Origin of the sequence: Streptomyces albireticuli (assembly GCF_002192455.1) — a bacterium.
Lineage (GTDB): Bacteria > Actinomycetota > Actinomycetes > Streptomycetales > Streptomycetaceae > Streptomyces > Streptomyces albireticuli_B.
This window is the reverse complement of record NZ_CP021744.1, coordinates 3264031-3278210: the sequence shown is the minus strand read 5'-3', so window position 1 is coordinate 3278210 and position 14180 is coordinate 3264031. Positions and strand designations below refer to the sequence as shown.

The 14180-nt window shown below is 73.2% G+C and carries 10 protein-coding genes and 1 pseudogene; 6 read left to right on the top strand and 5 right to left on the bottom strand.

Annotation, left to right across the window (positions count from 1 at the left end; genetic code table 11):
- Positions 1-259 precede the first annotated feature (259 nt).
- Complete coding sequence (locus SMD11_RS13785) at positions 260-3694, top strand: sacsin N-terminal ATP-binding-like domain-containing protein (protein ID WP_087926752.1); 3435 nt, start codon at positions 260-262, stop codon at positions 3692-3694.
- A 299-nt stretch (positions 3695-3993) separates the two neighbouring features.
- Positions 3994-4185: a DUF1059 domain-containing protein gene (locus SMD11_RS13780; RefSeq protein WP_087926751.1), complete on the top strand. Its 192-nt coding sequence runs from the start codon at positions 3994-3996 to the stop codon at positions 4183-4185.
- Positions 4186-4227: 42 nt separating this feature from the next.
- Here the strand turns inward: SMD11_RS13780 and SMD11_RS13775 are convergent.
- Both SMD11_RS13775 and SMD11_RS13770 read right to left on the bottom strand, forming a co-directional pair.
- A pseudogene (locus tag SMD11_RS13775) lies at positions 4228-6620 on the bottom strand (HAD-IC family P-type ATPase).
- A 110-nt stretch (positions 6621-6730) separates the two neighbouring features.
- Entirely contained in the window at positions 6731-7009 is a 279-nt protein-coding gene (locus SMD11_RS13770; RefSeq protein WP_087926750.1) for a DUF2530 domain-containing protein, read from the bottom strand.
- Between the two features lie 257 nt (positions 7010-7266).
- On the opposite strand from SMD11_RS13770, the gene SMD11_RS13765 reads away from it, so the two are divergent.
- The 4 genes from SMD11_RS13765 (at position 7267) to thpR (ending at position 11442) form a co-directional block, all read left to right on the top strand.
- Positions 7267-8736 (top strand): NCS2 family permease, encoded by a 1470-nt coding sequence (locus tag SMD11_RS13765; RefSeq protein WP_087926749.1) that lies wholly within the window; start codon positions 7267-7269, stop codon positions 8734-8736.
- 161 nt (positions 8737-8897) lie between these two features.
- Positions 8898-9335 (top strand): MarR family winged helix-turn-helix transcriptional regulator, encoded by a 438-nt coding sequence (locus SMD11_RS13760; protein WP_087930488.1) that lies wholly within the window; start codon positions 8898-8900, stop codon positions 9333-9335.
- Positions 9336-9364: 29 nt separating this feature from the next.
- Positions 9365-10750: an MFS transporter gene (locus SMD11_RS13755; protein WP_087926748.1), complete on the top strand. Its 1386-nt coding sequence runs from the start codon at positions 9365-9367 to the stop codon at positions 10748-10750.
- A 128-nt stretch (positions 10751-10878) separates the two neighbouring features.
- A complete protein-coding gene (thpR, locus tag SMD11_RS13750) occupies positions 10879-11442 on the top strand; it encodes an RNA 2',3'-cyclic phosphodiesterase (RefSeq protein ID WP_087926747.1) in 564 nt (187 codons plus the stop codon).
- 219 nt (positions 11443-11661) lie between these two features.
- Here the strand turns inward: thpR and SMD11_RS13745 are convergent, their stop codons facing one another.
- From SMD11_RS13745 to SMD11_RS13735, 3 genes are all read right to left on the bottom strand, one after another.
- Positions 11662-12648, bottom strand: a complete 987-nt coding sequence (locus tag SMD11_RS13745; protein WP_087926746.1) for an aldo/keto reductase — start codon at positions 12646-12648, stop codon at positions 11662-11664.
- 130 nt (positions 12649-12778) lie between these two features.
- A complete protein-coding gene (locus tag SMD11_RS13740; protein WP_087926745.1) occupies positions 12779-13468 on the bottom strand; it encodes a GDSL-type esterase/lipase family protein in 690 nt (229 codons plus the stop codon).
- A complete protein-coding gene (locus SMD11_RS13735; protein ID WP_087926744.1) occupies positions 13438-13875 on the bottom strand; it encodes a VOC family protein in 438 nt (145 codons plus the stop codon). The genes SMD11_RS13740 and SMD11_RS13735 overlap by 31 nt, the downstream gene beginning before the upstream one ends.
- Positions 13876-14180: the final 305 nt, after the last annotated feature.

The window sequence follows — 14180 nt, the reverse complement described above, 5'->3', positions numbered from 1 at the left end:
GGGGTGCGTGGGCCTGCGGCGGGCTTTTTCCCCTACCCGCCCCTTCCCGATACCGGGGCTCGGCCCCGGACCCCGGTCCTCAATCGCCGGACGGGCTGATTTCAGCCCGTCCGGCGATTGAGGACATTCGGGAAGGGGCGGGTAGGGGAAAAGCCCCGCGCAGCGGCACACCCGCCCGCCCACACCCCACCCGCACCCGCACTGTCACTCCCGCCGTGGACAATCGGACCGAGATCCCCCGGCGACAGGAGACAACCACGTGAGCGGCGCCGACCCCTTCCGTACGGAACCACTGCGGCACGCCGTGCTCCAGGCCTGGGCGGCCAGCCCCACCCGCTTCCGGGAGGACGCCAACGCCGAGGAGGACCTCGCCCTCGGCGGCTACCGCGACCGCCTCGTCGTCGAGCTCGCCCAGAACGCGGCGGACGCGGCGTCCCGCGCGGGCGTCCCCGGCCGGCTCCGCCTGACGCTCCACCACCCCACTCCGGACGGCCCGCCCGTACTGGCCGCCGCCAACACCGGCGCACCCCTCGACGCCGCCGGCGTCGAGTCCCTGGCCACCCTGCGCGCCTCCGCGAAGCGGGAGGACGACGGCGCGGGCGGTAACGTCGGCCGCTTCGGCGTCGGCTTCTCCGCCGTGCTCGCGGTCAGCGACGAACCCGCGGTCCTCAGCCGCGCGGGCGGCGTCCGCTGGTCCCTGGCCGAGGCCCGGGAGCTCACGGTCGCCGCGGCCGTCGCCTCGCCGGGGCTCGGCGAGGAGCTCCGCCGCCGCGCCGGCCACGTTCCGCTGCTGCGGCTGCCGCTGCCCGCCGAGGGCACCGCCCCGGAGGGGTACGACACGGTCGTCGTCCTCCCGCTGCGCGACGGCGCCGCCGAGGACCTGACCGCCCGTCTGCTCGCCGGGATCGACGACGCGTTGCTGCTGGCCCTGCCGGGTCTCGCCGAGGTCGTCGTCGAGACCCCGGACGGCACGGTGCGGACCCTGACGCGCCGCCAGGAGGGCCCGTACGTCCTCGTCGACGACAGCGCGCGCCCCGGCCCGGCCGGCGGCCCCACCACCGCCCGCTGGCGCGTCACCCGCGCCGGCGGCCCCCTGGACGCCGCGCTGCTCGCCGACCGCCCGGTCGAGGAGCGGCTGCGCCCGGCCTGGTCGCTGACCTGGGCCGTGCCGGTGGGCGAGGACGGCGCGCCCGTACACCCGGCGACCGCGCCCGTGCTGCACGCCCCGACCCCCACGGACGAACCCCTGGGCCTCCCCGCCCTCCTCATCGCCACCTTCCCGCTCGAACCCACCCGCCGCCACACCGCTCCCGGCCCGCTCACGGACTTCCTCACCGAGCGCGCCGCCGAGTCGTACGCCACGCTGCTGCGCGACTGGCACCCCGTCTCCACCGGAGTCCTCGACCTCGTGCCGCAGCCGCTGGCACGCGGCGCGGTGGACGCCGAGCTGCGCCGCCAGGTGCTGGAGCGGCTGCCGCGTGTGGCGTTCCTGCCGAGCGCGGCGACGGCGTACGACGCCGGACGGGGCCAGGGCGCGGACGGGCCGGCGGCCGGGAACGGCCGTGACGCCGGACCGGGTCTTGGCGCGGACGGGCCGGCGGCCGGGTACGGGGACGATCCGTACGCGGCGGGCTTCCCGGGTCGTGACGCCGCGTCCTTCGGTGGCGGGAGCGCGTCGCGTTCCGTACGGTCCGAGGCGGCCGGCGCCGGACGGGACCTCGGCCTCGACGGACCCGCGGCCGGGCCCCTGGACACCCCGTACGCCGCACGCCCGGCGGCCGTCGGCGACGCCGCCTGGGACGACCCCTTCGCCCCCGCCGGCCCCGGCGAGCCCTACGCCCTGCGCCCCCTGGAGGCGGAGCTCGTCGAGGGCGCCGGTGCCGGCACCGTCGCCGTCCTCGCCGAACTGTTCCCCAGCCTCCTGCCCGCCGGGCTCGAACGCCGCGCCGAGCTCCGCGCGCTCGGCGTCGCCCGCGTGCCGCTCGGCGAGGTCGTCGACCGCCTCGCCGGTGTCACCCGCGAGGCGGCCTGGTGGCGGCGGCTCTACGACAGCCTCGCCGGCGTCGACCCCGACCGGCTCACCGGACTGCCCGTCCCGCTCGCCGACGGCCGTACCGCCGTCGGCCCCCGGCAGGTCCTGCTCCCGCTGCCCGACGCCGGTGACGCCGAGCGCCTGACCCGCCTCGGGCTGAAGGTCGCGCACCCCGACGCCGCCCACCCGCTCCTGGAGAAGCTCGGCGCCACCCCCGCCGTGCCCCGCGCCATCCTGACGACACCTCAGGTGCGGGCCGCCGTCGCCGCGTCCCTCGACGCGGACGAGATCTGGGACGAGGACGCGCTCGACGCCGACGCCCTCGCCGACGTCGTCCTCACGCTCGTCCGCGACGCGGACCTCGCCCCCGGCGACGAGCCCTGGCTCGGGGCGCTCGCCCTCCCCGACGAGGACGGCGAGCTCGCCCCGGCCGGTGAACTCGTCCTGCCCGGCAGCCCGTTCGCCCGGGTCGTCCGGCCCGGCGAGCTCGCCGCCTGCGACGCCGCGCTCGCCGAGCGCTGGGGCGAGCAGCCGCTGACCGCCGTCGGCGTGCTGGCCACCTTCGCCCTCGTCCGCGCCACGGACGTCGTCCTCGACCCGGACGAGCTGGAGCCCCGCGACGGCGACTACGCCGAGCCCGACGACGCCGGCCTCCTCGACGCCGTCGACGTGTGGTGCGAGGACGTCCTCGACGGGCTGCCCGAGACGCCCGTGCCGCCCGTCGCCACCGAGATCGTGGCCGTACGCGACCTCGACCTGGTCGACGACGACGCGTGGCCCGAGGCCCTCGCCATGCTGGCCCGGCCGCCGCTGCGCGACGCGCTGACCGCGCCCGTCCGCGTCCTGCTCCCGGACGGCACGACGGAGTCCGTGCGTCCGTACACCGCGTGGTGGCTGCGCGGCCACCCCGTCCTCGACGGCCGCCGCCCCGCCGGGCTGCGCGTCGCGGGCGGCGACCCGCTGCTGGCCGGGCTGTACGAGGCGGCGGACGCGGCCGGGCTCGCCGACGACCAGGTGCTGCGGGCGCTGGGCGTGCGCACCTCCGTCGCCGCCCTGCTGGACGAGCCGGGCGGCGCCGCGGAGCTCCTCTCCCGGCTCGCCGACCCGCGTCTCCCGGTGGGCGAGGCCCAGCTGCACGCCCTGTACGGGGCGCTGGCCGCCCTCGACCCGGACGAGGTGACCCTCCCGGACGAGCTGCGCGCCGTCGTCGACGGCGAGACGCGCGTCGTGGACGCGGCCGACGCGCTGGTCGCCGACGCCCCCGACCTGCTGCCGCTGGCCGCCGGCCACCCCCTGCTCCCGGTGGCCCCCGCACGGGCCGCGGACCTCGCGGAGCTGCTCCAGGTGCGCCGGGTCGGCGACGTCTTCGCCGTGCGGGTGCCCATGGGTGACGGCGACGTCCGCGAGGTCCCGGAGGCGGTGCGCGTCCTCCTGCCCGGCGCCCCCGCGACGTACGTCGAGCACGAGGAACTGGTCGTCGGCGGCGTCGAGCTCGACTGGCGCCACGGTGCGGACGGCGTCCTGCACGCGACGACCCTGGAGGGCGTGGCGGCGGGGCTGGCGTGGGCGGCGGGGGCGTGGTCGCGGCGGTTCGAGGCGGCGGCGCTGCTGGAGGATTCGGGGCGGGCGGGGGAGCTGGCTCGGGCACGGTGGTTCGACTAGGGGTGGGGCGGGCGGGTGCGGGGTGGGTGGGTGCCGCTGCGCGGGGCCTTTCCCCTACCCGCCCCTTCCCGTAACCGGGGGCTTCGCCCCCGGGCCCCCCTTTCCGCGCTCCGCGCGGTGTCCTCAAGCGCCGGACGGGCTGAAATCAGCCCGAGGACCGGGGTCCGGGGCGGAGCCCCGGTATCGGGAAGGGGCGGGGCTGGGGAAAGAGCCCCGCGCAGCGGCCCGCACCCCCACCATCCCCGCCGTCCCCCCACCCCCACCGCCTACCCTGGAAACGCAGCACCCAGGAGGCCCCCATGACCAGAAAAGTCGCCGACTGCCGCCGATTCCCCAGCGAAACCAACTGCACCCTCACCATCACCGGTGAAGAGGACGAAGTCCTCCAGGCCGCCACCGAGCACGCCGTCTCCGTCCACAAGCACCAGGACAGCCCCGAGCTCCGCGAGCAGCTCCGCGAGTTCCTGGAGGACGAGAAGGCCCTCGCCTGAGAGACGAGCCTGAGGGACAAGAAGGGGCGGGGACGACCCCGGCTACGCCGGGAACCTCCGCCCCACCCACCGCCAGGCCCCCTCCAGCACCACCGCCGCAACCGCCGCGATCCCCACCGCCGCCCACGGCATCGTCGTCCCCACCAGCTTCAGCGCGAAGAACCGCTGGAGCCACGGCGTGCCCAGCACCACCAGGAACCCCAGGCCCATCGCCCCGACCAGGACGACGCGCCACCATGTGTACGGGCGGGCGATGATCGCGAGGACCCACATGGAGATCAGGAACAGGGTCAGCGTGGCCGCGCTGGTCTCCGCGTCGAGGGCGCCGGACCCCGCGTAGTGGTGCCGGGCCAGCAGGTACGCCGCGAAGGTGGCCAGGCCCGCGATCACCCCGGCGGGCACGGAGTAGCGCATCACGCGGCGTACGAAGTGTGGTTTGGCGCGCTCCTTGTTCGGGCCAGGGCGAGGAAGAACGCCGGGACGCCGATGGTGAGCGTGGACAGCAGCGTCAGGTGGCGGGGCAGGAACGGGTACGGCACCCGGGTGCAGACGACGAGGATCGCCAGCAGCACGGAGTAGACCGTCTTGGTGAGGAAGAGCGTGGCGACACGCGTGATGTTGCCGATGACCCGGCGTCCCTCGGCGACCACCGAGGGCAGCGTGGCGAAGCTGTTGTTGAGCAGGACGATCTGGGCGACGGCCCGGGTCGCCTCGGAGCCGGAGCCCATGGAGACGCCGATGTCCGCGTCCTTGAGGGCGAGGACGTCGTTGACGCCGTCGCCGGTCATCGCGACGGTGCGGCCGCGCGACTGGAGGGCCGCGACCATGTCCCGCTTCTGCTGCGGGGTGACGCGCCCGAACACCGCGCCGCGGTCCAGCACGTCGGCCATGCCGTCCCGCTCGGCGGGCAGCCGGCGCGCGTCCACGGGGGCGTCCGCTCCGGGCAGGCCCAGCTTGGCGGCGACGGCGCCGACGGAGACGGCGTTGTCACCGGAGATCACCTTCGCGGAGACGTTCTGCTCCGCGAAGTAGCGCAGCGTGTCCGCGGCGTCGGAGCGCAGCCGCTGCTCCAGGACGACCAGCGCGGTGGGCCGGACGGCCTCGGTGACGCGCGGGTCGTCGAGCTCGCGCTCGGCGCGGGCGAGGAGCAGGACGCGCATCCCCTGGGCGTTGAGCTCCTCGACGGCGGTCAGGGCGCCGTCGCCGGCCGGCAGCAGCACGTCGGGCGCGCCGAGCAGCCAGTTGCTGCTCTCCGCGTCGGGGCTGTTGAGGGCGGCGCCGCTGTACTTGCGGGCGGAGGAGAAGGGCAGGGACTCGGTGCAGCGCCAGCCGGAGCCGTCGGGGTAGGCGTCGATGATGGCCTGGAGGCTGGCGTTGGGGCGCGGGTCGGAGTCGCCGAGGGCGCCGAGCACCTGGCGTACGTACGCCTCGTCGGCGCCGGTGTCCGGCAGGATCCGCAGCTCGGTGACGTCCATGCCGCCCTCGGTGAGGGTGCCGGTCTTGTCGAGGCAGACGGTGTCGACGCGGGCCAGGCCCTCGATCGCGGGCAGCTCCTGGACCAGGCACTGTTTGCGGCCGAGGCGGATGACGCCGATGGCGAAGGCCACGGAGGTCAGCAGCACCAGGCCCTCGGGGACCATCGGCACGATCCCGGCGACCATCCGCCGGACGGCCTCCCGCCAGTCGTCCCGCTCCACGACCAGCTGGCTGATGATCAGGCCGACGGCGGTGGGGATCATCATCCACGTCACGTACTTGAGGATCTGGCTGATGCCGGTGCGCAGCTCGGAGTGGACGAGGGTGAAGCGGGAGGCCTCCTCGGCGAGCTGGGCGGCGTACGCCTCGCGGCCGACCTTGGTGGCGGTGAAGGCGCCGCCGCCGGCGACGACGAAGGAGCCGGACATCACCTTGTCGCCGGGCCGCTTGAGCACGGGGTCGGCCTCGCCGGTGAGCAGCGACTCGTCGATCTCCAGGCCGTCGGCCTCCAGGACCTCGCCGTCGACGACGCACTTGTCGCCGGGGCCGAGCTCGATGAGGTCGCCGAGGACGATCTCGGCGGTGGCGACGGCGACGGGGGTGCCGTCGCGGCGCACGGTGGGTTTCGCCTCGCCGATGACGGCGAGGGAGTCGAGGGTCTTCTTGGCCCGCAGTTCCTGGATGATGCCGATCGCGGTGTTGGCGACGATCACGAAGCCGAAGAGGCCGTCCTGGATCGGGCCGACGACCAGGATGATCAGGAAGAGGACGCCGATGATGGCGTTGAAGCGGGTGAAGACGTTCGCCCGGACGATCTCCGTGGTGGAGCGCGAGGAGCGCACGGGGACGTCGTTGACCTCGCCCCGCGCCACCCGCTCGGCGACCTCGGGCGCGGTCAGGCCGGTGTGCGGGGCCGGCGGTACGGATTCATCGGTCGCGGTCTGCGCCGGATCGCTCATGAGTCCGACGGTACGGGCGGTTCGGCGGATCTACCCGCCGAACCGGCCTTTCGGGCCGGGTGCCCGCCGTCGGCCGTCGGCGGACGAGGCGGGCCCGGGGCGGCGCCCGGTCAGCGCGCGGCGGCTTCCGCGTCCGCCTGCCGCGCGGCCGCGTGCCGGCGGATGGCCGCGTCGCGCTTGCGGACGTACCAGATGCCGATCAGGCCGAGGCCGGCGCCGGCCAGGCAGGTCCACAGCCACCACAGGCGGTCGTGGTCCTCGAACCAGCCGTAGAAGGGCAGCTGCACCAGGAAGAGGACGAACCAGATGACGGTGCCGCCGGTGATGGTGGCGACGACATTGCCCTCCAGGGGCTCCGGCGCCTCGTGCCTGGGTGTCCACTTCGTCATGGCGCAAGCGTAGTCCGTGGCTTCCGCGAAGCCCCGGCGGGGCGGGGAACGGATCCCTTGCCCCATAGGGGTCTACGCGCGGAGATAGCAATTCACGCCTTGTTTATTCATACTGAATCGAACGGGATCTGACTGGTTGGTTTTGTTTGATCATCCAATCAAGATCCTTTTTGTTTCGTCCCAGGATTCCCTCGCACCACCCCAGCCTTTCCCGTCTTTCCCGCGCCTTCCCCAGGCCCGTACGACTGAGGTCTCGTATGCCCTCCTCGGCCACCTCCCCGGTCGACGCCCAGCAGCCGGCCCCCGTGCCGCCGCCCGGCAACCCCCTCGACCGGTACTTCCGGATCACCGAGCGGGGCTCCAGCATCACCCGCGAGCTGCGCGGCGGCCTGGCCACGTTCTTTGCGATGGCGTACATCATCGTGCTGAACCCGATCATCCTCGGGGCCGGTCAGGACAAGTTCGGGCACCAGCTCGACAACGCCCAGCTGGTGACGGCCACCGCCCTGATGGCCGGTCTCACCACCGTCCTGATGGGCGCGATCGGCAATGTGCCGATCGCCTGCGCCGCGGGCCTCGGCATCAACGCCGTCGTCTCGCTCCAGCTCGCCCCCAAGATGAGCTGGCCGGACGCGATGGGCATGGTGGTGCTGGCCGGCCTGGTGCTGATGCTGCTGGTCGCCTCCGGTCTGCGGCAGCGCGTCATGGACGCCATCCCCGGCGGGCTGCGGCGCGCGATCGCCATCGGCATCGGCCTGTTCATCTCGCTGATCGGCCTGGTGGACTCCGGCTTCGTCACCCGTAACCCCGACGCCGCGCACACCACCGTGCCGCTCGGCCTCGGTCAGGGCGGGCAGCTGCACGGCTGGCCGGTGCTGATCTTCGCGATCGGCCTCGCGCTGACCTTCATCCTGGTGGTGCGGAAGACCTCCGGCGCCATCCTCATCGGCATCGTCGTGATGACCTTCGTCGCGGTCGTCATCAACACCCTGATCGAGATCCCCGACGCCAACTGGGGGCTGAGCGTCCCGCGGATGCCGGACAGCGTCGTCGGCGCGCCCGACTTCGGCCTCGTCGGTGACATCAGCCTGTTCGGCGGCTTCCACGAGGTCGGCCTGCTGACCGGCTGCCTCTTCGTCTTCACCGTGCTGCTCTCCGGCTTCTTCGACGCGATGGGCACGATCATCGGCGTCGGCGAGGAGGCCGGGCTGACCGACAAGAACGGCCAGCTGCCCAACATGGGCAAGATCCTGATGGTCGACGGCGTCGCCGTCGCGGCCGGCGGCCTCGGCTCCGCCTCCGCCAACACCTGCTTCGTCGAGTCCACGGCCGGTGTCGGCGAGGGCGCCCGCACGGGCCTGGCCAACCTGATGACCGGCGGCCTCTTCCTGCTGGCCCTGATCTTCACCCCGCTGGCCACGGTCGTCCCCTCGCAGGCGGCCACCCCCGCGCTGCTGGTCGTCGGCTTCCTGATCATGGCGGCCAACGTCAAGGAGATCGACTGGAGCGACTTCACGATCGCGGTGCCCGCGTTCCTGACGATCATCTCCATGCCGTTCACCTACTCGATCACCAACGGCATCGGCATCGGCGTCCTCGCCTTCATCCTGCTGCGGATCGCGGACAAGCGGGCGCGGGAGATCCCCTGGCTGCTCAACGTGGTCGGGCTCTGCTTCCTCGTCTACTTCCTGCTGGACCCGATCGAGCAGCTGCTCGGCGTGAAGTAGCGACGGCGGCGGCGCCGGGACGACGCGGCGAGGCGGAAGCCGAGCGTCCGCGTACAGTAGATGATCTTCTGGACGCCTCGGGAAGGCGGCCGGGCACGGGGCCCGGCCGCCTTCTTTTGTCTCGCTTTATTTAGATCAGGTAATGAGTTAACCTAATGAACATGTCGGACCCGGACCCCCAAGTCGACACCGCCGCAGTGGACTCCCTGCGCTCCGGTGTCATGCGTCTGTCGCGTCGGCTCAAGCACCAGCGGGTCGACGAGTCGCTCAGCCCGACGGAGATGTCGGTGCTGGGCACCCTCGCGCGCTGCGGCACCGCCACCCCCGGTGAGCTCGCCCGCAAGGAGCACGTGCAGCCCCCGTCGATGACCCGCATCGTCGCCCTGCTCGAGGCCAAGGGCCTGGTCCGGCTGGAGCCGCACCCGGAGGACCGCCGCCAGAAGGTGGTCACCCAGACCGAGCGGGCCGAGGCCATGCTCGAGGAGAGCCGGCGCAAGCGAAACGTCTGGCTCACCGAACTGGTCGGGCAGCTCGACGAGGACGAGTGGGCGACGCTCCGCGCCGCCGCGCCCGTGCTGGAGAAGCTCGCGCACCTGTAACACCCACACAAGGAGGAGGCGAATCCACTTTGAGTACGGGACCCGGAGCAGACTCCGCACCCGCACCGAAAGCCCACGACGACGACACCCGCACCGCCCTCACCGAAAGCCTCACCAAGAACAAGGGCGGCACTTTCAGCTCACTCCGGATCCGGAACTACCGGCTCTTCGCCACCGGCCAGGTGGTCTCCAACACCGGTACGTGGATGCAGCGCATCGCCCAGGACTGGCTGGTCCTCGGTCTCACCGGCTCCTCCGCCGCCGTGGGCATCACCACAGCCCTCCAGTTCCTTCCCATGCTGCTGCTCGGGCTCTACGGCGGCGTCATCGCCGACCGCTACCCCAAGCGTCTGCTGCTGCTCATCACCCAGGTCGCCATGGGATTCACCGGCCTGGCGCTCGCGGTGCTCACCCTCTCCGGCCATGTCGAGGTCTGGCACGTCTACGTCACCGCCCTCGTCCTCGGCCTCGTCACGGTCGTCGACAACCCCGCCCGCCAGGCGTTCGTCGTCGAGATGGTCGGCCCGGACGACCTGCGCAACGCCGTCAGCCTGAACTCCGCCAACTTCCAGTCCGCCCGGCTCGTCGGCCCCGCCGTCGCCGGTGTCCTCATCACCGCCGTCGGCAGCGGCTGGGCCTTCCTGCTCAACGGCCTGTCCTTCGTCGCGCCCGTCGTCGGCCTGCTGCTCATGCGGACCTCCGAGCTCCACAAGGTGGAGCGCGCGCCCCGCGGCAAGGGCCAGCTGCGCGAGGGCCTCCGCTATGTCGCGGGGCGCCCGGACCTGGTCTGGCCCATCGTCCTCGTCGGCTTCATCGGCACCTTCGGGTTCAACTTCCCGATCTGGCTCACGGCCTACGTCAACGACGTCTTCCACGCCGGCGCCGGTACGTACGGCCTGCTCAACACCCTGATGGCGGCCGGCTCGCTGGTCGGCGCCCTGCTCGCCGCCCGGCGCGGCAACTCCCGGCTGCGGCTGCTGGTCGGAGCCGCGCTGCTGTTCGGCGTCCTGGAGATCACCGCCGCGCTGGCGCCCAGCTTCTGGGTCTTCGCGGCGCTGCTGGCACCGATCGGGATGTGCGGCCTGACGATCAACGTGACCGCCAACTCCAGCCTCCAGATGGCCACGGATCCCGCGATGCGGGGGCGGGTCATGAGCCTGTTCATGATGGTCTTCATGGGCGGCACGCCCATAGGGGCCCCGCTCGTCGGATACGTCACCGACGTCTACGGCGCGCGCGTCGGCTTCCTCGCCGGTGGCGTCGTCTCGCTGCTGGCCGCGACGGGCGTCGGGATGGCCCTGGCGCGGGTGGGCGGCCTGCGTCTGAAGATAGACCTGCGGCGCGGCCATACGCATGTGGCCTTCGTGCCACGGCAGCCGTTGCGGGAGCCGGCGGCGGTGACGACGGCGGCATGAACCGGGGGCTCCGCCCCGGACGACCGGGCGGGCTGATTTTCGGCCCGCCCGGCGTCTGAGGGCATCGGGAAGGGGCGGGTAGGGGAGAAACCTCCGCCCGTACCCGCGGGCCCCGCCACACTGAACCCATGCGACTCTTCGCCGCAGTCATCCCGCCCCCGCAGGCCGTCGCCGAGCTGGAAGCCGCCCTGGCCCCCCTCCACGGCCTCCCCGGCGCCGCCCACCTCCGCTGGACCGAGCCCGCGACCTGGCACTTCACCCTCGCCTTCCTCAGCGAGGTCGACGAGGCCCTGCTCCCCGGGCTCGGCGAGCGCCTGGCGCGCGCCGCGCACCGGCACCCGCCGCACCCGCTGCGGCTCGCCGCCGCCGGCCGGTTCGACGACAAGATCCTCTGGGTCGGCGCCGAGGGCGAGCTGACCACCCTGCGCGACCTCGCCCGCTCCACCGCCGCCGGCGCCCGCCGGGCCGGTGTCGAGGTGGACGGGAAGCACCCCTTCCGCGCCCACCTCACCCTCGCCCGCGCCGCCGGCCCGGTGCGCCTGGGCCCGTACGAGGAGCACCTCGCGGACTTCGCGGGCACGCCCTGGACCGTCGACCGGCTCGCGCTCGTCCGCAGCACCCTCCCGGCCTCCGGCGTGCCCGGCGAGCGCCCCCGCTATACGACGGTGGCCTCCTGGGGGCTGGGTCGCTGAGCCCGGGGGCCCGGCGGTTACGCTCAAGGGGTGGACCCCAAGACCAGGAACCGGATCATGACCGGTGTGCTCGCCGTGATGCTCGTCGTCGTCGCCGTGGTGTCGGCCGTGAAGTGACGCGCGGACGGCCGCCGCGCGCCACCGGACGCGCGGACGGCCGCCGCCACCGGGCGAGGCCCGGCGTACCGCCCGGCCCGGACCGCCCGCGCGGCCGCCCGGCTACCAGGCGAAGGCCTCCGGCGAGGGCCCGGGACCGGGGAAGATCCCGTCCAGTTCGGTCAGCAGTTCCTCCGGCAGCTTCAGCTCGACGGCGCGCAGCGCCGAGGACAGCTGCTCGCCGGTGCGTGGGCCGACGATCGGGCCGGTGACGCCGGGCCGGGTGAGCAGCCAGGCCAGCGCCACCTCACCGGGCTCCAGACCGTGCTTGTCGAGCAGGTCCTCGTACGCCTGGACCTGCTCACGCACCTTGGTGTTCGCGAGCGCCTCGGACGACCGGCCGGCCGCGCCGCCGCCCTCCCGCTCCTTGCGGATGACGCCGCCGAGCAGCCCGCCCTGGAGCGGCGACCAGGGGATGACCCCGAGCCCGTACGCCTCGGCGGCCGGGACGACCTCCATCTCGGCCCGCCGCTCGGCGAGGTTGTACAGGCACTGCTCGCTGACCAGCCCGTACGAGCCGCGCCGCCGCGCCGCCTCGTTGGCCTGCGCGATGTGCCAGCCGGCGTGGTTGGAGGAGCCCGCGTAGACGATCTTGCCCTGCTGGACGAGGACGTCGATCGCCTGCCAGATCTCGTCCCACGGCGTGGTCCGGTCGACGTGGTGGAACTGGTAGAGGTCGATGTGGTCGGTGCGCAGGCGCTGGAGGCTGGCGTCGACGGCGCGCCGGATGTTCACGGCGGACAGCCGGTCGTGGTTCGGCCAGTCCGCGCCGTCCGGGCCCATGTTCCCGAAGACCTTGGTGGCCAGGACGACCTTCTCGCGCCGCCCGCCGCCGCGCGCGAGCCAGCTGCCGATGATCTCCTCGGTGCGGCCCTTGTTCTCGCCCCAGCCGTAGACGTTCGCGGTGTCGAAGAAGTTGACGCCCGCGTCGAGCGCGGCGTCCATGATGGCGTGGCTGTCGGCCTCGTCCGTCCGAGGCCCGAAGTTCATCGTTCCCAGCACGATCCGGCTGACCTTGAGACCTGTGCGTCCGAGCTGCGTGTACTCCATAGCCGCCTAGCCAACGCCTTGGAGTGCGCTTGAGGCAAGGGTGGTCTCCCGCGACGGCGCGTCGAGGGGCGCGTGGGGCGCGCGCCGGCGAGTGGAGGTGCGCCGGGTGCCCGGGGGAGGGGGCGGAGGGTCAGCCGCGCGCGGGTTCGTACGGGCCGGCGACGTCCCACGCCTGGTGCATCGCGTCGGCGAAGGCGGCGGCCAGGCGGTGCTCGCCCTCGGCGTTGGGGTGGGTGCCGTCGTAGGTGTCGCGGTCGATGTCCCAGCCCTCGGGCGGGGAGGCGAGCAGCAGCGGCGAGGCCGGGGAGTCGAGCTCGGCGACGGCCTTGCCCAGCAGTTCGTTGAAGCGCTCGCACTGGGCGGCGAAGGGCGGGTCGTTGAGCGCCCGCACGTTGTGGATCACCGGCAGCAGTACGGCCCGGACGCGCGGGTTGGCCTCGCGGGCGGCGGCGAGGAAGCGGTGGACGTTCTCGGCGGTCTGCTCGGCGTCGGTGTAGAAGCCGAGGTCGATCAGGCCGAGGGAGATCAGCAGGGTGTCGGCCTTGCCCGCGCGGACGGCGTCGCCGATCAGCGGCGCCATGTGCAGCCAGCCCTCGCCCCAGCCGGCCAGGTGCGCCTGGGCGCGGGCCGGGAAGGCGGCGTCCCCGTAGGCGAGTGAGCCGGGCGCGTCGACGGAGGGGTCGTACAGCTCGGTGCGCGGCCCGACGATTCTGTAGGGGCCGCCGTAGGAGGCGTTGAGGTGCTGCCACATGCGGTACCGCCATGTGTAGTCACCGGCGCTACCGATGGTCATCGAGTCGCCGACGAACATGATCCGCATACGGTCAGGCTATAGGCCTTACGGGCGGGGTGCGGCCCGGCCGCCTGGAGGACGGACAGGACGTTCCCGGCGGGGTCCGTGAACCAGGCGATGGGCGGCCCTTCCTGCCGGAAGACGCCCTTCTCGTCCTGTTCGAACTGCTCGTACCGCTCGAAGCGGACGCCGCGCGAGGTCAGCTCGTCCACGGCACGGTCGATGTCGTCCACGGGGAAGTTGAGCACGGTGAAGCTCGCGGGGGTGTGGTCGGGTTTGGGGTAGACGAGGATCTCCGTGCCGCCGGTGATGTGCAGCGTCAGGAGCCCGAACTCCTCGGTGACGCGGAGGCCGAGCGTCCGGTGGTAGAAGTCCTTGGCGCGCTCGATGTCGTCCACGGCGAAGCCGCTGAACGCCTTGGTGTTCGTGAACATGGTGTCCGAGCCCTTCCTCGTCCTCGTCCTCGTTCTTGTTCTTGTCCTCGTTCTTGTCCTCTTTTCCGGCCTGCCGGGTGTCTCGCAGGGGCGGTGGTACGAGCGTGACCCGGGCGGGCGCGAGGGGCAGCGTGGGCCCGAGGCGTCCGGCAGGGTGGAAGTGGCCGTTCGGGGCCCCGGTCCCGTCGGGGGAATCGGGTTTGGGCCCTCCGGATGCGTTCACCCGTACGAGTGATCCCGTCCGGGTTTCTACGGGGGATCGACGGGAGCACGCTCCTGAGCGGACGGTGTGTCCCTCCCGCCCG